At 64.5% G+C, this 19,771-nt stretch carries 19 protein-coding genes and 1 other RNA gene; 18 read left to right on the top strand and 2 right to left on the bottom strand.

Translation table 11 applies throughout. From position 1 onward, the window contains the following. Positions 1–16 precede the first annotated feature (16 nt). The gene (locus IWY39_RS03960; RefSeq protein WP_107125108.1) at positions 17–607 is read right to left on the bottom strand and encodes an anthranilate synthase component II; all 591 of its coding nucleotides are present in this window, start codon (positions 605–607) and stop codon (positions 17–19) included. A 223-nt stretch (positions 608–830) separates the two neighbouring features. On the opposite strand from IWY39_RS03960, the gene IWY39_RS03955 reads away from it, so the two are divergent. From IWY39_RS03955 to IWY39_RS03935, 5 genes are all read left to right on the top strand, one after another. Next, positions 831–1,067, top strand: a complete 237-nt coding sequence (locus IWY39_RS03955; RefSeq protein ID WP_107125109.1) for a hypothetical protein — start codon at positions 831–833, stop codon at positions 1,065–1,067. A 99-nt stretch (positions 1,068–1,166) separates the two neighbouring features. Continuing rightward, positions 1,167–1,522, top strand: a transfer-messenger RNA (tmRNA) gene (gene ssrA, locus IWY39_RS03950). A 327-nt stretch (positions 1,523–1,849) separates the two neighbouring features. After that, on the top strand, positions 1,850–2,233 hold the full coding sequence (locus IWY39_RS03945; protein WP_026149798.1) for a tetratricopeptide repeat protein: 384 nt from the start codon (positions 1,850–1,852) through the stop codon (positions 2,231–2,233). A 244-nt stretch (positions 2,234–2,477) separates the two neighbouring features. Then, positions 2,478–4,073: a hypothetical protein gene (locus IWY39_RS03940; RefSeq protein WP_107125110.1), complete on the top strand. Its 1,596-nt coding sequence runs from the start codon at positions 2,478–2,480 to the stop codon at positions 4,071–4,073. Positions 4,074–4,165: 92 nt separating this feature from the next. Continuing rightward, a complete protein-coding gene (locus IWY39_RS03935) occupies positions 4,166–6,871 on the top strand; it encodes a TonB-dependent receptor domain-containing protein (protein WP_107125111.1) in 2,706 nt (901 codons plus the stop codon). 81 nt (positions 6,872–6,952) lie between these two features. Here the strand turns inward: IWY39_RS03935 and IWY39_RS03930 are convergent, their stop codons facing one another. Further along, positions 6,953–7,594, bottom strand: coding sequence for a prolyl hydroxylase family protein (locus tag IWY39_RS03930; protein WP_107125112.1), 642 nt, complete (start codon positions 7,592–7,594; stop codon positions 6,953–6,955). A 169-nt stretch (positions 7,595–7,763) separates the two neighbouring features. On the opposite strand from IWY39_RS03930, the gene IWY39_RS03925 reads away from it, so the two are divergent. From IWY39_RS03925 to IWY39_RS03865, 13 genes are all read left to right on the top strand, one after another. Then, positions 7,764–8,588, top strand: a complete 825-nt coding sequence (locus tag IWY39_RS03925; RefSeq protein WP_107125113.1) for a type II secretion system protein N — start codon at positions 7,764–7,766, stop codon at positions 8,586–8,588. Beyond that, positions 8,585–10,765 carry a type II secretion system secretin GspD gene (gspD, locus tag IWY39_RS03920; protein WP_107125114.1) on the top strand — a complete coding sequence of 727 codons (2,181 nt, stop codon included), beginning with the start codon at positions 8,585–8,587 and terminating at the stop codon, positions 10,763–10,765. The genes IWY39_RS03925 and gspD overlap by 4 nt, the downstream gene beginning before the upstream one ends. 122 nt (positions 10,766–10,887) lie before the next feature. Next, positions 10,888–12,375 carry a type II secretion system ATPase GspE gene (gene gspE / locus IWY39_RS03915; RefSeq protein WP_051034327.1) on the top strand — a complete coding sequence of 496 codons (1,488 nt, stop codon included), beginning with the start codon at positions 10,888–10,890 and terminating at the stop codon, positions 12,373–12,375. Next, positions 12,368–13,585, top strand: a complete 1,218-nt coding sequence (gene gspF, locus IWY39_RS03910) for a type II secretion system inner membrane protein GspF (RefSeq protein ID WP_107125115.1) — start codon at positions 12,368–12,370, stop codon at positions 13,583–13,585. The genes gspE and gspF overlap by 8 nt, the downstream gene beginning before the upstream one ends. A gap of 9 nt (positions 13,586–13,594) precedes the next feature. Further along, positions 13,595–14,137, top strand: a complete 543-nt coding sequence (gene gspG / locus IWY39_RS03905; protein ID WP_107125116.1) for a type II secretion system major pseudopilin GspG — start codon at positions 13,595–13,597, stop codon at positions 14,135–14,137. Between the two features lie 46 nt (positions 14,138–14,183). Further along, entirely contained in the window at positions 14,184–14,633 is a 450-nt protein-coding gene (locus IWY39_RS03900) for a GspH/FimT family pseudopilin (protein WP_017184561.1), read from the top strand. A 37-nt stretch (positions 14,634–14,670) separates the two neighbouring features. Further along, entirely contained in the window at positions 14,671–15,030 is a 360-nt protein-coding gene (gene gspI / locus IWY39_RS03895) for a type II secretion system minor pseudopilin GspI (RefSeq protein WP_107125117.1), read from the top strand. Further along, positions 15,030–15,695, top strand: a complete 666-nt coding sequence (gene gspJ, locus IWY39_RS03890) for a type II secretion system minor pseudopilin GspJ (RefSeq protein ID WP_107125118.1) — start codon at positions 15,030–15,032, stop codon at positions 15,693–15,695. The genes gspI and gspJ overlap by 1 nt, the downstream gene beginning before the upstream one ends. Beyond that, positions 15,688–16,677 (top strand): type II secretion system minor pseudopilin GspK, encoded by a 990-nt coding sequence (gene gspK, locus IWY39_RS03885; RefSeq protein WP_107125156.1) that lies wholly within the window; start codon positions 15,688–15,690, stop codon positions 16,675–16,677. The genes gspJ and gspK overlap by 8 nt, the downstream gene beginning before the upstream one ends. Further along, positions 16,674–17,792 (top strand): type II secretion system protein GspL, encoded by a 1,119-nt coding sequence (gspL, locus tag IWY39_RS03880; protein ID WP_107125119.1) that lies wholly within the window; start codon positions 16,674–16,676, stop codon positions 17,790–17,792. The genes gspK and gspL overlap by 4 nt, the downstream gene beginning before the upstream one ends. Then, entirely contained in the window at positions 17,789–18,277 is a 489-nt protein-coding gene (gene gspM, locus IWY39_RS03875) for a type II secretion system protein GspM (protein WP_196871396.1), read from the top strand. Before gspL ends, gspM begins: the two co-directional genes overlap by 4 nt. Then, on the top strand, positions 18,274–18,996 hold the full coding sequence (locus tag IWY39_RS03870; RefSeq protein WP_019054325.1) for a type II secretion system protein N: 723 nt from the start codon (positions 18,274–18,276) through the stop codon (positions 18,994–18,996). The genes gspM and IWY39_RS03870 overlap by 4 nt, the downstream gene beginning before the upstream one ends. Then, complete coding sequence (locus IWY39_RS03865; protein WP_086485710.1) at positions 18,993–19,733, top strand: prepilin peptidase; 741 nt, start codon at positions 18,993–18,995, stop codon at positions 19,731–19,733. The genes IWY39_RS03870 and IWY39_RS03865 overlap by 4 nt, the downstream gene beginning before the upstream one ends. Positions 19,734–19,771: the final 38 nt, after the last annotated feature.

Here is a 19,771-nt window from a genome sequence, read left to right as displayed (position 1 = left end):
TGGGAGGGGGCCCCGGTCAGGCCGCTTCGCGCGCCTTCACCTTCATGCCCGCTATCTTCATGAAGTTGGCCAGCATGTCATGGCCATATTCCGTGGCGATGCTTTCGGGATGGAACTGGACTGAATGGATCGGCAGCGTCGCGTGGCGAAAGCCCATGACCGAACCGTCCTGGCTGGTTGCATTGACGACCAGGCTGTCCGGAATATCATCGACGATCAGCGAGTGATAGCGGGTCGCGGTGAAGGGGGAGGGGATGCCGGCGAACAGGCCGGTGCCGTTATGAGTGACGGGCGATGTCTTGCCATGCATCAGGCCGCCGCGCACGACCTTGCCACCGAAATGCTGGCCGATCGCCTGATGACCCAGGCACACGCCCAGCAGCGGCGCGCCCGCGTCGGCGCAAGCCGCGACCAGATCAAGGCTGACGCCCGCTTCATTGGGGGTGCAGGGACCGGGCGAGAGCAAAAAGGCCTTTGCCCCGCTGGAGAGCGCCTGGCCCGCCGAAATGGCGTCGTTGCGGACGACCTCCACCCGCGCGCCCAGTTCCATCAGATAATGGACCAGGTTCCAGGTGAAGCTGTCATAATTGTCGATGACGAGGATCATGGGATCAGGGCTATAGAGAGGCAGCGCGGCAAGGGGAAGCGGGCTGCGCCATAAATGTCGCGACGGGAACACATGCCTCTGCTAAAGCCAGCCTATCGACGCGAACCCTGCCCGCAAGCATTCGCGTGACCGAGAGACACCAGCGCTCCCGCTTGCCAGCAAGGCGCTTTCTCTTGGACCAATATGTTCGTCTTTCCATCACCCCTGTCGTCGGCCGCGACGCATGAGCCGCGCGATCAACGTCAACGCGCCGCTGGCCGATGTGCAGGCGCTCTGCACCAGGCACGCGCTGGCCATATCCACCATCGAAGCGCTGACATCGGGCGGCACCCGCGTGGTGATGCTGAACCCTGATGGGGCCGACCGGATGCGCGACCTCATGAAAACCAGGCTGATCGAGTCGCCGGTCGTACGCTCCTCGCTGCATCTCGCGCGCCAGCCTCGGTCGGTGCTGCGCTAAAGCGGCCAGGCGAACGCCATCATGGTCTCGGCAGTCGGCTGCTCTATGATGGGCCGCCCATGCCATTGTCACGATGCACATGGGCCTTCCCTCATGCGGCGGCTTGAAAAGGCGCAACTTTACGCCCATATGGGTCGTGCCGGGTTCGCCCGGCTATGGTGATAAATTGTGTCGTGTAATAGACGCAGCGGACCCGGGGGCAGTACCCGGCGGTTCCACCACATATCCCGGTCGACCCATGGGCTGAACGGGATGTCTGACGGGGCCGAACTAGGATCGACGTGTGTTCAAAGACGATGTTTTTACCCGGCCCGTGTAAGCCGTTAAACTGTGCAAAACTCATAAGTGCCAACGATAACGAAGCACTCGCCATTGCAGCGTGAATGAGGGCCTAACGGCCTGACTTCATTCTAAAATAGCGCGGTTGAACCCACCGGGCAACAGAAGGGAATTCAGCGGCCTCCGGGAGGGCCGGGCAACAGAACCTCCCGGACCTTCATCCCCTTTGCTGTCATCGTTTGGCGGGCGTCGCTTGGTCGATTGCCTGACGCTGAACCTGTGCCCGTCGCCGCGCAGCGCGAAACCGGCCAGCACCGCGCGAATCGCTATCGACTCTGCGCATCCGTTCGATTACACTTTTATGACATTATGAAGAAAAAATTATAAGTGTCTGTTTTTACGTAAAAGAAAATCCTTTTTCGACCATCGAACCGCTATTGCTCAAATGTCATCATAATGAAATAATCAGGGCTATAGTTAGAAGGTTTTGCTGGAGAAATATGATGCTGAAGGTCGCCCTCATCGCCGGTTTTGCTCTCGCTTGCGTCTCGCCTGCCATGGCGCAGAGTGCGCCGGAGGATGTGATCGTGGTCGGCGTTCCCGACGGCGGCCTTGCCGCGCGCGATCTGACGGCTGGCGATTATGCAAAGGCGGCCAAGCGGCTGAAGGCCGTGTGGCCCGATAGCGCCAATGACCCCGCGCGCCTCATCAACCTGGGCAATGCCTATGCGGGCATGGGGCGCATGGTGGATGCCCGCTCCGCCTATAAGTCCGCGCGCTTCTCCCCGGAAATGACGCTGGTGATGGCCGACGGCAGCGAACAATCCTCGCGTGATGTGGCGCGGCGGGCGATGAGCCGTCTGACGCCGGTTTATGCGTCGCGCTGATCGAGGCATTCTGTTTCAAGCAATTGCACGGGGCGCGGGGCTTAACCGCGCCCTTGTCATGAAAGCATAACGCAAGTCACTAAACTGTCATTTTAGTGACGCTGTTTCGTCACCAAATCAGAACAAGCCTGTCACCGGACGTCCCTAACTGCCCCTTCGGAGGGCGACAGGGGGCGTTGTCCGAATCATATCCCCTGCGCTCCGCACAGCAACAATCCCGGTATTTTACCGGAGCGGAGACGACATGGCCAAGATTAACCGTATCCACACGATCCTGATGGCGAGCTGCGCCTGCGTAGGCCTGAGCGCCTGCGGCGCTGACGACATCGCTTCGCCGGGCGAGGGCACCATTGTCATCCCCGCGCCGACCCCGGCCCCCACGCCTACGCCTACGCCTACGCCGACCCCCACGCCGACCGGCGTGACCCCGGCTGCCAACTGCCCGACCATCGCCGGTTCCGCGCAGCTTGCCGACCTCGGCACCATTTCCGATGGTGGGAATACGTGGCGCAACTGCGGTTTCCCGACCCGCTTCACCAGCTCGACCGCGATCGCCAAGGTTCCGGGCGTCATCTATTCGCTGCCCGGCCGCGTCGATGTCGGCACCGATCAGGGCGCTGCCAGCACCAACACTGACGTCACGCTGACGATCGATCCGGGCGTCACCATCTTCGCCGCGACCGGCAACGCCTATCTGGCGGTCAATCGTGGCAACAAGATCAACGCTGTCGGCACCGCGTCGCAGCCGATCGTTTTCACCAGCCGTGAAAATGTGCTGGGGACCACGACTGACCAGTCGTCTGGCCAGTGGGGTGGCGTCGTGCTGCTGGGCCGCGCGAAGATCACCGACTGTCTGGCCCCGGCCGCAGCGGCAGGAACCACGGCGTGCGAACGCGACACCGAAGGCAGCAGCAACGCGCTCTATGGCGGCGCGAATGACGCCGACAGTTCGGGCCGCATGTCCTATGTCCAGATCCGCTATTCGGGTTTCGTGCTGGCTGACGGCAAGGAACTGCAAGGCCTCACGCCTTCGGGCGTTGGCACTGGCACGGTTCTTGACCATATCCAGATCCACAACAGCTCCGACGACGGCATCGAAGCCTTTGGTGGCTCGGCCAACATGCGTTATCTGGTGCTGACCGGGAACGAAGACGACAATCTGGATACCGATGTCGGCTTCCGCGGCACGGCGCAGTTTGTCATCTCGGTTCAGCGGGAAGGCAATAATATCGGGGACACCTTCCTCGAAACCGACTCGAACGGTGGTTCGGCCTCCAACAACGGCGAAGATGTGCTGCCCCGCCAGTATCTGAAGGTTGCAAACTTCACGCATATCCAGCGTTCCAACACCGGCGACGACGGCGCTTCGATGCTGCTGCGCGGCGGCGCCGATCTGGCGCTGGTCAACGGCATCATCGTCAGCCCCAACCAGAGCTGCCTGCGCATCAACGGCGCCGCCGCTGTGCGTGATGCTGACACCGCGCTTCAGGATGCCGGCAAGCCGCGCTACATCTCGGTTGTGATGCAGTGCAACGGCACGCCCTTCAAGGGCACTGGCACGGGCGTCGATGCAGCGCTGGTCCAGTCGATCTTCACTGCCGGTGCGAACAGCAGCTTCACCTACACCCCGTCGCTGACCAGCCTGTTCATCAACGGGGCAACGGAAACCGCTGTAGTGGCGATCGACCCCAAGACGATCGACAGTGCCTTCACCACCACCAACTATATCGGTGCGGTGAAGGACAGCAGCGACACCTGGTATGCCGGCTGGACCTGCAACTCGGCAACTGCCAGCTTCGGCAGCACCAGCAAGAGCTGCACGGCGATCCCGACGACCTGATCGGACCCACGACCTCAACAGGGGCGGGGGAGCGTGCATCTGCGCTTCCCCGCCTTCTTTTGCACTGCAATTCCCAAAGGGGGACCCCTAGCATGTCGAAGCCGCTCAGCCTGGCGCGCCTGCTCCTGATTTCATCCGCCCTGGTCGCACCTGTGGCCCTGGCGCAAACCGACCCCGCTGGCACGACCGGCGCGGATGCTGGCGGTGCCGTTACATCCGGCACGCCGACCGCCGCCGAACAGGCCGATTCCGATGCAGGCAATGTCGACGTGTCGATCCCCGGCGCGGACATTGTCGTCACCGGCCGCCGCACGACCAACGTGTCGCAGGCCGCGCCGCAGGTGGTCAACGTGCTGTCGGCGGCCGACATCAAGCGGACGGGCGAAGGCGATATTGCCGGTTCGCTCCAGCGCGTCACCGGCCTGTCGGTCGTATCCGGCGGCTATGTCTATGTCCGCGGCCTGGGTGATCGCTATTCGCTCGCGCTGCTCAACGGTTCGCCGCTGCCAAGCCCGGAACCGCTGAAGCGCGTCGTGCCACTCGACATCTTCCCGACCAGCGTGATCGCATCGACGCTGGTGCAGAAAACCTATTCAGCCAATTTCCCCGGCGAATTTGGCGGCGGCGTCATCAATCTGACGACCAAGGCGATCCCGGCCGAAAGCTATCTGGAAATCGGCTTTGGCAGTTCGGCCAACACCGAAACGTCCGGCCAATTGGGCTATACCCATTATGGGTCCAAGTCCGACTGGACCGGCTTTGACGACAGTTCGCGCGATGTGCCGCCGCTGCTCAAGCAGGCCTTTGCCAGCGGCGTGCCGTTCCCGAACATCAGCCGGACGGATCAGCAGGCAATTGCGATGCAGTTCCTGAATGCCGACACGTCGGTCGTGCAGCGGACCAACAGCCTGCCGTTCAACTTTTCCGCGTCGCTCAATGGCGGCACGGCGGTTGATGTCGGCAGCGACGGGCGGCTGGGCGTGATCGCTACCGCATCCTACAGCAACAAGTGGCGCACCCGCGACAATCTCCAGCAATCCTCGCTTGACGTGTCGCAGGGGGCTGGCAAAAGCTATCAGCAGGTCGCGACCGATAATGAAATCACGGTCAACGGGCTTCTTGGCCTGGGCCTGGAACTGGGTGAGCAGAAGCTGCGCTGGACCAACCTTTATATTCGCGACACGTTGAAGCGCAGCGCTTTGACCATCGGTCAGAATGACGGTTTGATCCAGGGCGCTGACTATTTGACGCAAAGCACCGGCTGGTATGAGCGTCAGTTGATCGACACCCAGTTGGTCGGTGAATTCAAACTCTCCGATGCCCTCAGCCTCGACATGCGCGGCGGCTTTGCCAATTCGCAGCGTGAAGCGCCCTATGAGCGCGAATTCACTTACGTCCGCAGCAATCGCGACCTGGCGACTGATCCGGTTGGCGACCGTTTCGTCAATGCGCTCAACCGTCAGCGCGGCGATGCGTCCGTTACCTTCAGCGACCTCAATGAAGATCTGTGGTTTGCAGGCGCCGACCTGAGCTACAAGATCGCGCCGGGCTTCTCGCTGACGGCGGGTTATGCCTTCAACGACACCAAGCGTCGTTCGTCGCGCTATGAGCTGCATTTCGATGCCGTCAACCTGCCCGTGCCGGTGCAGCAGTTGCGCCCGGACTATCTGCTGTCGGATGCGACGATCCAGTTGTACGATCTCGGCCTGCTCGAATTTTCGGGTAACTATCCGGTCTATGACGCGGCGCTGCGCACCCATGCGGGCTATGCCCAGGTGCAGGCGGACCTGTTTGCCGGCCTGTCGGTCAATGCAGGCGTTCGCTACGAAAAGGGCGAAATGTCGGTGACGGGTGTTGACGTTTACAACACCGGGCTGACGCCGTTCAACGAAATCCGCAAGGATTACTGGCTGCCTGCCGTTACCTTCACGTTCGAAGCGGCCAAGGGTCTGCAACTGCGCGCCAGCGGGTCCAAGACCATCGCCCGTCCGCAATTCCGCGAACTGATCGCCCAGCCCTATCTCGACACTGAATCCAACCGTTTCTTCCGCGGCAACCCGTTCCTGCAGGACAGCCAGCTGTGGAATGCGGACATCCGGGCCGAATGGTATATGGGCAAGGATGAACGGATCACGGCGGCGGCCTTCTACAAGAAGATCGACAATCCGATCGAAACCTACACGACCATCACCGACACCTATAATGTCACGACCAGCTTCGCCAATGCACCCGAAGCGACGCTGTATGGCGCGGAAGTGGAAGTGCAGAAATATGTGCCGCTGGATACCCTGTCGGATTCCAGCTTCTTCGTCAGCCGGCGCATCGCGCTGATCGGCAACTATACCTACACCCAGTCGAAGCTGAAGGTCGGCGCCGGGGACACGACCATTCCCTATACCTACACGACCGGGGAGCCGCCGGCGGCGTCCGACTTCTTCCTGAACGGCGTGCCGCTGACGGGGCAGTCTGACCATCTGGTCAACCTGCAACTGGGGCTGGAGGACACCGATACGCTGTCGCAGCAGACCTTCCTGCTGACCTATGCCAGCGATCGCGTGACCAGCCGTGGTCCCAACCTTCAGCCCGACATCAAGGAACGGCCGGGCATCCAGCTCGACTTCGTGGCGCGCCAGGGGGTCAAGCTGCCCGGTGGCATCAACAGCGAAGTCAAGTTCGAGGCGCGCAACATATTGGGCCGCAAGTTCCAGGAGTTCCAGGAACAGGACGGCAACCGCGTCTATTATAACCGCTACAAGATCGGCACGACCATCGCTGCATCGATGACGGTGGCCTTCTGACATGAACGGGGCCGCGAAGGCGGTCCCGTCACCGACAAGACGACCGGTCCGTTTCAGGCGGGCCGGTCGTTTTGCGTCAGGCTATCCCCACGGCTTTTCGCGATACCATTTGGTGATGACATTCTTCACGCCCACGCGAACCTTCATGCCATGGTGGAGGCTCGCGGGATTGGGCTGGCCCGGCGCAATCCGGTTGTTCCACGCAAGCAGCTTGCCGGTTTCCGGCTGGACGGTCTTGCCGATTTTGGGAAAGCGGGTCGCGCCACCTGCCCTGGGTTCGTCCAGATAGACCATCAGGGTCCAGGTGCGGTTACCCGCGACCGAACAATATTTGGGATAGTCCGCACCCTTGGGATCGAAATAGTCGGTATGGGCCTTGAACTCCTGCCCCACATAATAGCGCTGACCCTGGATCGGTTCGCCATAGGCGGGGTCGATCCCGGCAAAGGCCGCCAGTTTCGCGTCGATCGTCGCCACGAACGGGTCGCCATGGTCCAGGTCACAGGTTTCGCTGGTGCGAAAATAGCCGTCGCCATTGGCATCCGCGATGGTGGACGGGCGGCGATTTGCTTCGATTCGCTCGATCAGCGCCGCGCATTCGGCGGCGGACAGAAAATCGCGCCGGATGAACAGCGTCAGATCCCGGCTGGGGACGCGCTGGACGCGGGCATGGCTGGCGATCCACGCAGGATCGGCATCGGGAGCGGCGGGATGATCGGACATAATACTCGCAAGCATGGCCTGAGAGGGCGATTTTGCTACTGACCGGGACCGGAAATGCAAGCATCATGACAGCGGAATTTCGCCTGTCACAAATAGGTCATATGACTGTCATCCAGCCGTAAGACGAAGCGCCTAGCAGCGGTCCCATCATAAAGGGGCAAGCGGGCAGATGCGGGTGGCGATCGCCAACAGGTTGCGGGGCCGGTCGATTGACGGGCTGGCGTTGCTGGAAAAGGGGCTGATCGCCCTGCTGGCGCTGCAACTGGTGCGGCTGGCTTGGGTTGTTGTGACGCCAATCGGCAGTTTCGGCCCATGGGAAGGGCGGCAGGCGCAACTGCTGCCTCCCGCCGCGCGACAGGCGCTGTTCGCCAGCTTCGATCCTTTCTTTCGCAGCGGCGCGCCGCAAACGGCAGGGAAGGGTGTCGTCACGTCGCTGGCGCTGACACTCTATGGCATCCGGTTGAATGAAGGATCGGGCCTGGGGTCGGCGATCATCGCCGCGCCGGACGGTGTGCAGAACAGTTTTGCCGTGGGGGATGAGATCCTGCCCGGCGTGGTGCTGAAATCGGTTTCGTTCGATCATGTGACGATCGACCGGGGCGGGGCGGAGGAGCAGATATTCCTCGACCAGTCGGCGCCGGTGCCCACGGCCGCCCCGGAAGGGGGCGAAGCACCGGCATCGCCACCAGCGTCGCCACCGCCATCTTCGCCCCCGGCAGCGGCTGGCCCGACCGCCGACAGTCTGAAACGCGACATCGCCTTTGCGCCCCGGATGCAGAATGGCCGGGTCACGGGTCTGGTGGTCAGCGCGAAGGGGCCGGGCTTTGCCAGCGCCGGTTTCCGGCCCGGCGACATTATCAGCCAGATCAACGGCCAGCCGGTGGGCGACCTTCAGTCCGTGCAGAACCAGATCGCGCCCGGCGCGCGCCTGTCCCTGACCGTGGAGCGCGGTGCGACCGTCGCTTCGGTGAACCTCATAGTGCAAGGCCAATGACCAGATATTTCCTTCCCCTTTCCGCCGCGCTTGCGCTGGTTCTGGCCGCACCGGGCATGGCGCAGCAGACGCTGAACGTTCGCGATGCCGATATTCGCGCCTTCATTCAGGACGCTGCGCGCGTGACGGGCCGCACCTTCATCATCGACAATCGGGTGCAGGGGAAAGTGTCTGTCGTCACCGACCGGCCCTTGTCGCGATCCGAATATTTCGAGATCGTGCTGTCGACGCTACGCGCCAACGGCCTGGTCGCGGTGCCAGCCCCCGGCGGGGCATATCGCATCCAGCCCGCCGACGGCGCGGCGGGGCAGCCCAGCGGTGTTGGCCGTGCGGCCAATCGCAACAGTTTCGTCACGGAGGTGTTCCGCCTGCGCTCCATCGACGCGGCGAGCGCGCTGGAAACGCTGCGCCCGCTGGTCAGCAAGGACGGGTCGGTCACCGCCAATCGCGCTGGCAACAGCGTGGTGGTGGCGGACTATGCCGACAATATCGCCCGTATCCGGCAAGTCATCGCACGGGTCGATCGCGATATTTCATCGACGCAGATGGTGATGCTCAAAAATGCCGGTGCGCGGGAAATTGCGACATCGCTCCAGGCATTGGTGGAAAGCGGCGGCGGGGAAAATGCCGCCCCTTCGGCTGCGACCGTCGTGCCGATCGACAGTAGCAATGCCATCGCGATCCGCGGGGATGCCAACACGGTAGCACGCCTGGCCGCGATGGCCCGGCAACTCGATCAGCAGGCTGCGAGCGGCACCGAAATCCGGGTCTATTGGCTGGAACATGCGGATGCCGAAAAATTGCTGCCGGTGTTGCAGCAACTGGTCGGGCAATCGACCAGCCAGCCGGTAACCGCCTCCACCCCGGCGGCGGGCGGCGCTGCCCCGGCGAGCGCGGCGGCCGCGCCGGTTGTGGCGGCATCCTCCTCCTCCAGCGGCAGCGGTATTTCCACGCGCGGCCCGGCGATCGTCACCCGCTATGAGGGCGCAAACGCCATCATTGTGGCGGCCAATAGCGACGTGCAGCGGATGCTGGGCGAAACCATTCGCCAGATCGACACGCGCCGCGAACAGGTGCTGGTCGAAGCGATCATCGTCGAAATCAGCGATGCAGCGGCCAAGAAGCTGGGCGTGCAATTCCTGATCGGCAGCACATCGACCGGCTTTGCCGCGACCAATTACAGCAATGCCTCGCCCAATCTGCTGACGCTGGCGGGCGCCTATGGCGCGACGCAACTGGGCACGACCAAAACCACGGTGGTGGCGCCCGATGGTACGCAAACCACGACCGAAGTGCAAAATAGCGGCGATCTGGCCAGTACGCTCCAGCAATCGGCGTTCAACAGCCTGACCAGCGCAACCGGCGCGATTGCCGGGCTGGGCGGCAGTATCGGCAAGAACGGGATTTTCGGCGCGATCATCAACGCGGTGAAATCCGATACGGAAAGCAATCTTCTGTCCACGCCGTCGGTGATGACGCTGGACAATCAGAAGGCGTCGATCCTGGTCGGCCAGCAGGTGCCGGTGACGACCGGGGAAGCGCTGAGCCAGAATTTCGACAATCAGTTCCGCACCGTCCAGCGGCAGGATGTCGGCATCAAGCTGGAGGTGAAGCCGCAGATCAATACCGGCGGCGCAATCAAACTGTTTCTGCGGCAGGAAGTGTCGAGCGTGGCCGGGCCGGTCAGCAACTCCAGCAGCGACCTCATCATCAACAAGCGCGAGATCGAAACCACGGTCACGGTCGACGATGGCGAGATATTGGCGCTGGGCGGATTGCTGGACGATAATGAGCGCAAGACGATCGAGCGCATTCCCTTGCTCAGCGACATTCCGGGCCTTGGCGAACTGTTCAAATCGCGCAGCCGCAGCCGGACCAAGACCAATTTGATGGTGTTCATCCGCCCGACCATCCTGCGGTCGAAGGAGGATGCGCAGAAGCTGACCCAGCAGCGTTACGGCTATGTCCGCAACATGCAGTTACAGCGCAATCCCGACATGGAGCCGACGATCGACGAACTGGTCCGCGACTATATGGGCGCGACCCCGCCAGTCGCGCCGCAACCGGGCGATGCCATGGTGCAGCCGGATGCGCCGCAAATGATCGAACCGACCGTGCGCCAGTCAAGCGGCGTGGTGCGCCCGGTCGAGATACCGGCAAGCGGAGAACGCAAGTGAGCGAGAATGGGCAAGGTGCTCCTGCGCAGGCAGGAGCCCAGGGCGGAGAGGGCCGTGTCCAGAACCCTGGGCTCCTGCCTGCGCAGGAACACGAGGCTTTTGCATCAGCCCATCCACGCGCCATCGACATTCCCTATGGCTTTGCGCGCAAGCATGGCGTGGTGCTGTTGCCGCAGGAGGGCGAGCGCCTGTCGATCGCAGTGCGCGAAGGCAGCGATCCGCGGGTCTTGCTGGAAGTCCGTCGTCATCTGGCGCGCAGTTTCGATGTCAGTTTCGTCGATCAGGCCGAATTCGACCGGCATCTGTCCAACCATTATGCGATGGACGGTAGCGCGGCGGCCATGGCCGGGTCGATCGAAATGGGCGCGGACGAACTGGACATGCTGGCCGCCGACATGCCGACCGCCGACGATTTGCTGGACAGCGCCGATGATGCGCCCGCAATCCGCCTGATCAACGGCATCATCGCCGAAGCCGCGCGGCAGGGCGTGTCGGACATTCATATCGAACCCTATGAAACCGGCCTGGTCGTGCGGATGCGGATCGACGGCGTATTGCGCGAAACGCTGCGGATGCCGCCCCATGTCGCCCCGGTGGTCGTCAGCCGGGTCAAGGTGATGGCGCGGCTCGACATCGCCGAACGGCGCGTGCCGCAGGATGGGCGCATCGGCCTGACGCTGGGCGGCAAATTGCTCGACGTGCGCGTATCGACTTTGCCGAGCCGGGCGGGCGAGCGGGTGGTGCTGCGTATCCTGGACAAGGAAAATGCCGGGATCACGCTCGACCTGCTGGGCATGAACGGCGTGCCGGACCGGATTTTCCGCGAAGGCCTCAGCGAACCCAATGGCATCATCCTGGTCACCGGGCCGACCGGATCGGGCAAGACGACCACGCTCTATGCAGGCTTGCGTCAGCTCAACGACGGCAGCCGCAATATCCTGACCGTCGAGGATCCGGTCGAATATGCGATGGAGGGCGTGGGACAGACGCAGGTGAATGCCAAGGTCGGGCTGACCTTCGCTGCCGGGTTGCGCGCAATCCTGCGGCAAGACCCGGACGTGGTGATGGTCGGCGAAATCCGCGATCGCGAGACGGCGGAAATTGCGGTGCAGGCGTCGCTGACCGGGCATCTGGTGCTGTCGACCGTTCACACAAATGATGCGGTCGGCGCGATCACGCGGATGCGCGACATGCGGGTCGAACCCTTTCTGCTGGCCTCCACCCTGCGCGCGGTCATCGCCCAGCGGCTGGTGCGGCGACTGTGCCAGCATTGCCGCGAACCGGTGCAGGCGGACAAGTCCGCCAGCGCCCTGCTGGGCTTCGACCCCGGCACGATCATCTATCGGGCCAGAGGTTGCAGCGAATGTGGCGGCACGGGTTATAAAGGCCGGATCGGCGTGTTCGAGGCGATCCGGGTGGACGATACGATCCGACGCCTGATCAACGATGGTGGCGATGAATCGCTGATCGCGCGCCATGCTTTCCTCAATGCTCCCAATCTGGGATCGGCGGCGCGGGCATTGGTACGTGACGGGCAGACGACGGCCGAAGAGGCCATCCGCGTGTCGCGGCGGGACAGCGTGGACGCGGAAACCATCGCCGATGGCTGAATTTGACTATGTCGCGATCGACCCGGCGGGCAAGGAGCGGAAAGGCGCGCTGAAGGCGCAAACGCTGGAGGATGCGCGGGCGAAGCTCGACGCGCGCAAGCTGTTCATTGTCGAACTCAGCGCCGGTGCGGTGGAGGTCGCCCGCAAACGCACTGGCCTGTCGCTGCGCACCCCGCGCCTCAGTCCCAAGGAACTGACGCTGTTCACCCGGCAACTGGCGACGCTGACCCAGGTCAGCCCGCTGGAGGAATCGCTGCGCACGATCGGGCGGCAGAGCGAGCAGGACCATGTTCGGCTTATTGTCGGCAAAGTGCATGGCGGCGTGATGGAAGGGCGACGACTGGCCGAAGCGCTGGGCGTCGAACCCAAAAGCTTTCCGCCCCTCTATCGCGCGATGATCTCCGCTGGCGAAAGTTCAGGCAGCCTGCCCGCGATCATGGAACGGCTGTCGGACCTGATGGAGCGGCAGGCGCAGATGCGCTCCAAGGTGCTGACCGCCATCGCCTATCCGTCGGTGCTGGCCAGCTTTGCCGTGCTGGTCGTCGCGGCTCTGATGATCTTCGTCGTGCCCAAGGTGGTCGAGCAGTTCGATACGGTGGGGCAGGAATTGCCGTTGCTGACCCGGATGGTGATGGGCCTGTCGGCCTTTCTGGCGGGTTGGTGGTGGCTGCTGCTGATCCTGGCCGGGCTGGCGGCTCTTGGCTTCTGGCGGGCGATGAAGAATGAGCGGTTCCATTATCGGTTCGATGCGATGCTGCTGGGGCTGCCGGTGATCGGCAAGCTGACCCGCGATCTGCACGCGGCGCGGATGGCGCGGACGCTGTCGACCATGGTGGCAAGCCGCCTGCCCCTGCTGGAGGGGCTGACACTGACGGCCAACACCGTTCACAATCGGGTATTGCGACACGCTTCGGACGATATTGTCGAGGCCATTCGTGGCGGCGGCAGCCTGTCGGCGGCGCTCAGGCGGGCCGGGGTGTTTCCGCCCTTGCTGGTCTATCTGGCCGCGAGCGGCGAAAGCGCCGGGCGGCTCGACACGATGCTGGAGCGGGCGGCGGACTATCTGGAACGCGAATTCGACGCCTTCACCTCGACCGCGCTCGCCATGCTGGAACCGATCATCATCATCATGATGGGCGCGATCGTCGCCGTCATCATCCTGTCCATCCTGCTGCCGATCTTGCAGCTGCAAAGCCTGACCGGGGCTTAGGAGTTGAATATGGTTACACTAGAATCCGTTCGGGCTGAGCGTGTCGAAGCCCTGCCCTGCTTCAGAAGGAAAGAGCAGTCCTTCGACAGGCTCAGGACGAACGGGGAAGAAGGATTCGGGTCCGCCCGGCGTTCCGCCGAACATGGCTTCACCCTTGTCGAACTGATGGTCGTCATCGTCATCATCGGCCTGCTGGCGACGATCGTGGCGATCAACGTCATCCCTGCGACGGACACGGCGCGGGTCGAGAAGGCCAAGGCGGACATCGCCACGATCGAACAGGCGCTGGAGCAATATCGGCTCGACAATCTGACCTATCCTGCGGGATCGGACGGGTTGCAGGCGCTGCTCAATCCGCCCGCATCGCTGGCGCAGCCGCAACGTTACCGGCGTGGCGGCTATATCAAGAAGCTGCCCGACGATCCGTGGGGCCGCGCCTATATCTACACCGTGCCGGGGCGCAAGGGCGCGTTCGACATCAGTTCGCTGGGGGCGGACGGCCAGCCGGGCGGCGAGAGCGAAAATGCGGATATTCATTCCAGCGAGCTATAAAACCACATCCGTTCGTTTCGAGCGAAGTCGAGAAACGGTTCTCGACATGCTCGAACCGAACGGAAATGGCTTCACCCTCCTCGAACTGATGGTCGTCCTGACGATCATCGGTTTCATTTCGGCTGCCGTCGTGCTGGCTATTCCCGATCCGCGCGGGCGGGTGATCGAGGATGCCGACCGCTTCGCCGCGCGCGTTGCCGCCGCGCGCGACGAAGCGGTCGTGACCGCCGCCCCCATGGGCCTTTGGGTTTCCGCATCCGGCTATGGCTTTCAGCGCCGCGATGGCGGGCAATGGGTGGCGCTGGAGGACAAGCCTTTCGTCACCGCCAACTGGAAAAGCGGCACCCGCGCGCTGGTCGGCAAGGATGGGCGGCAGCAGATCGCCTTCGACGGCACCGGCTTGCCGACCGATCCGCTGACCGTAACGCTGGCGCGCGAGGGCGAGCGGGTGTCGGTGACGGTCGACATGGCGGGAAAGGTCATGGTCGGTGGGTAGTCGGCCATCTCCTCCACCGTCATGCCGGGACGACCATTTGAAAGGCGAACGCGGCTTCACCCTGCTCGAAATGCTCGTCGCGCTGGCGGTGTTCAGCCTGGCGGCGCTGGCGCTGGTGCGGTTGCAGGGGGTGACGCTGCGGACGGCGGCTGATCTCGATAGCAAGGCGCTGGGCCAGATCGTCGCGCGCAATCTGATGGTCGATGTGCAGAGCGACCCGGTGCCGCCGTCGGTTGGTGAAGAAGCGGGCGATGTCGAGAATGGCGGGCGGCGCTGGCACTGGAGCCGGACTGTCAAGCCGACCGACGACCAGCGCCTGTTGCAGGTCGACCTGACCGTCGATGGCCAGCCGGGCGCTTCGCCCGTGGTGTTGAGCTTCATACGGGTGGTGGAGTGATGGTGGCGCGCCTCAACCAATGTGGATCTGACAGGATCAAGGGTGACGATGGCTTCACCCTGATCGAGTTGCTCGTCGCTCTCATGATCTTTGCCATGCTCGCCAGCGCCGGTGTCCTCCTGCTGGGCAACAGCGTGTCGGCGCAAGCGCAGGTCAAGGCGCGGCTCGACGATATGGCGGCGGTGCAACGGGCTGGCGGGGCGCTGGCGGGCGATCTGGGGCAGGCTGTGCCACGCATTACCCGTACGGAGAGCGGCACGTTGGCACCCGCCTTCTGGGCGCATCATGAAGGTGAGGATCAGCCGGTGATGCAGTTCGTGCGGGGCGGGTGGGACAATCTGGGCGATCTGCCTCGGCCCTCCTTGCAGAAGGTCGAATATTGGGTGCGGCAGGGGCGGCTGGAGCGGCGAACCTATGCGCAACTGGATGGCGCGGCGGGGGATCAGCCTGCCGCCTTGCTGGAGGATGTAGAGGCGGTCGCGCTGAAATTCCGCGATGCGCGGGGGAAATGGCGTGACGACTGGACGCCGACCCAGCCCGACCTGTTGCCGCGCGCGGTGGAAATGACGCTCACCCGCGCGGGCGAGCCGCCGGTGACCTTGCGCTTTCTGGTCGCGCCCGGCCCGGTCGAAAAGCCGGTCATCGAAGGTGCGCCCGGTGCCTGATCCGCGCAAACCCAATGAACAGGGCGCAGCGCTGCTGACCGTGTTGCTGCTGGTAGCGGTGATGGCAGTCGTTGCCGCGACCGCGCTGGAGCGAGTGGCGCTGGCCACGCGAATGACCGGCAACGGCGGCGCGATCGATCAGGCGCGCGCCTATGCCGAGGCTGGCACGGCGGTTGCGCGCTTGCGGATCGGCGATCTGGTCGCGGCCAATCCGGCGAAGATGACGCTGGCGGGCGGCTGGCTGGGCGCGCCGCAAAGCATTCCGGTGCCCGGCGGCATCGCGACGGCGCGGGTGAACGACGGCGGCAATTGTTTCAACCTCAACAGTGTGGTCAGCGGCGAAAGCGAGGCCAGCCTGAAGGCGCGGCCCATCGGTGTGTCGCAATTTCAGGCGCTGCTGGTGGCGCTGGGCGTCGATGCGCGACAGGCGCAGGGCGCTGCGGCGAGCCTGGCCGATTGGATCGACAGCGATGGCGATCCGCAGCCGGGCGGGGCGGAGGATGCGGTCTATGGGCAAATGGCGCGGCCCTATCGCGCGGCCAACCGCCTGATGGTCGATGCCAGCGAGTTGCGCGCGGTCAATGGCATTACGCCTGCCATCTATGCGACGGTGCGGCCCTGGATCTGCGCATTGCCAGTCACGGATCTGTCGCCGATCAACATCAACACGCTGTTGCCGGAGCAGGCGCCGCTGTTCGCGATGCTGTTGCCGGGGCAATTGAGCGTCGGACAGGCGCGGCAATTGCTGGCGCAGCGGCCCGCGGACGGCTACGGCAGCACGAACCAGTTCTGGGCCTTGCCCTCGCTCGCCGGCCTGTCGCCGATGACCGAGGTGGCCGAGCAGGTCAAATTGACGACGGGATTTTTCGGAGTGGACGTGGCGGTGACTGTCGGGGGAACGCAACTGGTGGAGCGGTCGCTGATCGACGCGCGGGAAAGCCCCGCAATCGTGGTGCGGCGCAGCTGGGGTGCGGGGGCATGAGCGCGCGCGACGCCCTGATCGTGTTTCTGCCCGAAGCGCAGGACGCGCCGCCATATTGGATGCGCGTGATCGATGGCGCGCTGGTGCAATCGGGCGAGGGCGCGAACTGGCTGGCAGCGTGCGGCATTGCCGCCTTGCCCGTTGAGGCGCGGGTGATGCTGGTGCCGCCTGCGGCTCTGGTGGCTCTCCATTGGGCGCTGCATCCCGACCTTCCGGTGCGGCAGGCACGCGCGGCGTCACGGCTGGCGGTTCTGGCGGACGGGATATTGCCCGCCGATCAGCTGTTTGCGGTGACCGATGTGCAGGACGATCCTGCGCGGCCCCATATCGTGGCATTGGCGGCGCGGGCAGACATGCAGCATTGGCTGCTCTGGGCGCAACATCATGGGCTGGACCCCGATATTATCGTGCCAGCGCCGCTTTTGCTGCCGGAGCCGGAGGCGGGTTTTTCGCGCGGGCTGATCGGCGAGATGACGGTGCTGCGCGGCACGGATATGGCGCTGACCGGCGACTTGGCCCTGCCCGCCCTGATCGGCGACGCGCCGGTGGTGGATGTGCCACGGGGCGTGATCGAGGGGCGCGCCATCGCGGCGCTTGACGCCCCGCCCATCGATCTGCGGCAGGGTGATTTTGCCAAGCGGGTGCGGCGGCAGCTCGACCAGCGCGTGCTGAAACGCGCGGCTGTGTGGAGCGGGTTGATCCTGCTTGCCGCGCTGCTGATCGCACTGGTCGGCATCGTCAAAAGCCATCGCGAGGCCAGTCGGCTGGACGCGGAAAGCCTGGCGCTGGCGCAGCAGGTCGTGCCCGGCGCGAGCGATGCGGCCCAGGCGCTTGGCGCGATGGAGCAGCAACTGGCTGCGCGGGGCGCTGGTGGGCGGGCCTTTACCGCGCCGGTCGCAGCCCTGATGGCGGCGATGCAGGATGCGCCGGGCGTGGCGCTGACCAGCCTGTCGCGCGACCCGGACGGGATGATGCGCGCCACGCTGGCGGCGGCGAAGGCGGATGACATCAACATAGTGCTGCTCGCGTTACAGGCGGCAGGCTTCACGATTACGGCGACACCCGCGCAGGAGCCGGGCGGGCGGACGCTGGCAGAGATTACGGTGCGGTCATGATGGAACGGATGCAGGCGCTTTGGGCGGAACGATCGTCGCGTGAGCAGGTGATGCTGGGCGTGATGTTCGCCTTGTTGGCAGGCGTGCTCCTCTGGTTCGGGGTAGCAGTGCCGCTCGACCGGGCGCAGCGGTCGGCGCGCGACAATTTGGTCGAGGCGACCGAGCGCAACGCCGCGGTGCGCACGGCTGTGCAGCAGCTGAAGGCGTTGCCCAGCCGTCCGGCGGCTGGTGGCCCGGCCGCGCCGCTCGACCAGCTGGTCGGGCAGGGCGCTGGCGAAGCGGGCCTGACACTGGAACGCGCGCAGGCGCAGGGGCCGGACCGGATGGAGATTGCCATCGCCGCGATCCGGCCGGTCGCGCTCTTTTCCTGGATCGCGGTGCTGGAAGCGCAGGGCGTGCGGGTCGAAACGATGAGCGCGCGGCCCGCGCCGACCGCTGGCAGCCTGTCGGTGCAGGCGGTGCTGGTGCGGGGAAGCGGGCAATGATGGGATTGGTCTTGTCCCGCCGGATGCGGATCATCCTGTTGCTGATCGTGCTGCTGGGGTTGTTGCTGTTTCTGCCGATGCGGGTCGCGCTGGGTCTGTCCGGGCTGGAGCGGCTGGGCGTGGCCGCGCGTGACGTGCGGGGCACGGTATGGAGCGGGCGGATCGACCAGTTGATGCTGGGCGACATGCCAATGGGCAGCGTGCGCGCGGGCCTTTCTCCATTGGCGTTGCTGACGGGTCGGGCGCGGTTCAACATTGCCCGGACCAAGGGATTGGCCGACGACATATCGGGCGCGCTGACGGTTGGGTTCGGGCGGATCGGAGTGGATGACGTGACCGGCGCGGTGCCGCTGGGCCGGACCTTCGCGCCGCTGCCGATCGCCGGGCTTCAGATGGAGGATGTGTCTGCCTATTTCATCGGCGATCGGTGCGGTCATGCGCAAGGACGGGTGCGGGCGCGGATGGCGGGGCAGTTTCCGGGGCTGAACCTGACACAGGGTTTTTCCGGGGCCCTGGCCTGCGATGGCGATGCGCTGTTGCTGCCGCTCGCCAGCCAGTCGGGCATGGAAACGATCGCGCTGCGCATCTGGCGGTCGGGCCGGTACAGCGCGACCATGCGGGTGGAAACCGCTGATCCGACGCTGGCGGCATCGCTGGGGCAGGCGGGCTTTGCGACCGTGGGCAATGCGCAATTGCTGAAGGTCGAAGGGACGTTGTGACGCCGATATTGGCGACGCTGCTGGGTGGGGTGGTCGGCGCGATTTTCGGCAGTTTCCTGGCCACCCTGATCCTGCGCTGGCCGCAGGGACGGGGCGTGACGCGGGGGCGGTCGGCCTGCGATGGCTGTGGCCGCACGCTGACGCCGCGCGATCTGATCCCCTTGCTCAGCGCCCTGTTCCAGCATGGCCGGTGCCGGACGTGCGGCGCGCCGATCGATCCGCTGCATGGGCGGATCGAACTCAGTTGCGCAGTCATTGGCGCGCTGGCGATCGGCGCCATGCCGGATCTGGGCGGCCTTGGCTGGGCGTTGCTGGGCTGGATGCTGCTGACGCTGGCCGTGCTCGACTGGCGGCATTATTGGTTGCCCGATGCGCTGACCCTGCCGCTGGCTTTCCTGGGCCTGACGCTGGGACTTTGGGCGACCGATGTGGTGCTGGCCGACCGGATCATCGGCGCGGCGCTGGGCTATGGCAGCCTGCTGGCGATTGCGCTGACCTATCGCGCTCTGCGCGGGCGAGAGGGGTTGGGGCTGGGCGATGCCAAGTTGCTGGGCGCGCTGGGCGCATGGTTCGGCTGGCAGGCCTTGCCCTTCATCCTGCTGATCGCGGCGCTGGCCGGGCTGGGCGTCATGCTGGCGACGGGCCGGGCAATGGCAGCGACGGCGCGGGTGCCGCTCGGCACATTTCTGGCGCTGGCGGCGGTGCCGGGCTGGTATCTTGCCCACTCCCTGTTCTGACGACTGGCGCAAAGGAACAATAGAACATATAGTGAACA

The organism is Sphingobium sp. JAI105 (genome assembly GCF_015752145.1).
GTDB classification, from domain to species: domain Bacteria; phylum Pseudomonadota; class Alphaproteobacteria; order Sphingomonadales; family Sphingomonadaceae; genus Sphingobium; species Sphingobium xenophagum.
This window is presented reverse-complemented; position numbering and strand designations above follow the sequence as displayed.

Bases quoted from the DNA above. Each gene is read 5' to 3' on its own strand.
- gspD (WP_107125114.1), top strand. From the start codon at position 8,585: ATGACCAGATATTTCCTTCCCCTTTCCGCCGCGCTTGCGCTGGTTCTG.
- IWY39_RS03870 (WP_019054325.1), top strand. From the start codon at position 18,274: ATGATGGGATTGGTCTTGTCCCGCCGGATGCGGATCATCCTGTTGCTG.
- gspF (WP_107125115.1), top strand. From the start codon at position 12,368: ATGGCTGAATTTGACTATGTCGCGATCGACCCGGCGGGCAAGGAGCGG.
- gspL (WP_107125119.1), top strand. From the start codon at position 16,674: ATGAGCGCGCGCGACGCCCTGATCGTGTTTCTGCCCGAAGCGCAGGAC.
- gspG (WP_107125116.1), top strand. From the start codon at position 13,595: ATGGTTACACTAGAATCCGTTCGGGCTGAGCGTGTCGAAGCCCTGCCC.
- IWY39_RS03955 (WP_107125109.1), top strand. From the start codon at position 831: ATGAGCCGCGCGATCAACGTCAACGCGCCGCTGGCCGATGTGCAGGCG.
- IWY39_RS03945 (WP_026149798.1), top strand. From the start codon at position 1,850: ATGCTGAAGGTCGCCCTCATCGCCGGTTTTGCTCTCGCTTGCGTCTCG.
- gspM (WP_196871396.1), top strand. From the start codon at position 17,789: ATGATGGAACGGATGCAGGCGCTTTGGGCGGAACGATCGTCGCGTGAG.
- IWY39_RS03940 (WP_107125110.1), top strand. From the start codon at position 2,478: ATGGCCAAGATTAACCGTATCCACACGATCCTGATGGCGAGCTGCGCC.
- IWY39_RS03925 (WP_107125113.1), top strand. From the start codon at position 7,764: ATGCGGGTGGCGATCGCCAACAGGTTGCGGGGCCGGTCGATTGACGGG.
- IWY39_RS03930 (WP_107125112.1), bottom strand. From the start codon at position 7,594: ATGTCCGATCATCCCGCCGCTCCCGATGCCGATCCTGCGTGGATCGCC.
- gspJ (WP_107125118.1), top strand. From the start codon at position 15,030: ATGGTGGCGCGCCTCAACCAATGTGGATCTGACAGGATCAAGGGTGAC.
- IWY39_RS03935 (WP_107125111.1), top strand. From the start codon at position 4,166: ATGTCGAAGCCGCTCAGCCTGGCGCGCCTGCTCCTGATTTCATCCGCC.
- IWY39_RS03960 (WP_107125108.1), bottom strand. From the start codon at position 607: ATGATCCTCGTCATCGACAATTATGACAGCTTCACCTGGAACCTGGTC.
- IWY39_RS03900 (WP_017184561.1), top strand. From the start codon at position 14,184: ATGCTCGAACCGAACGGAAATGGCTTCACCCTCCTCGAACTGATGGTC.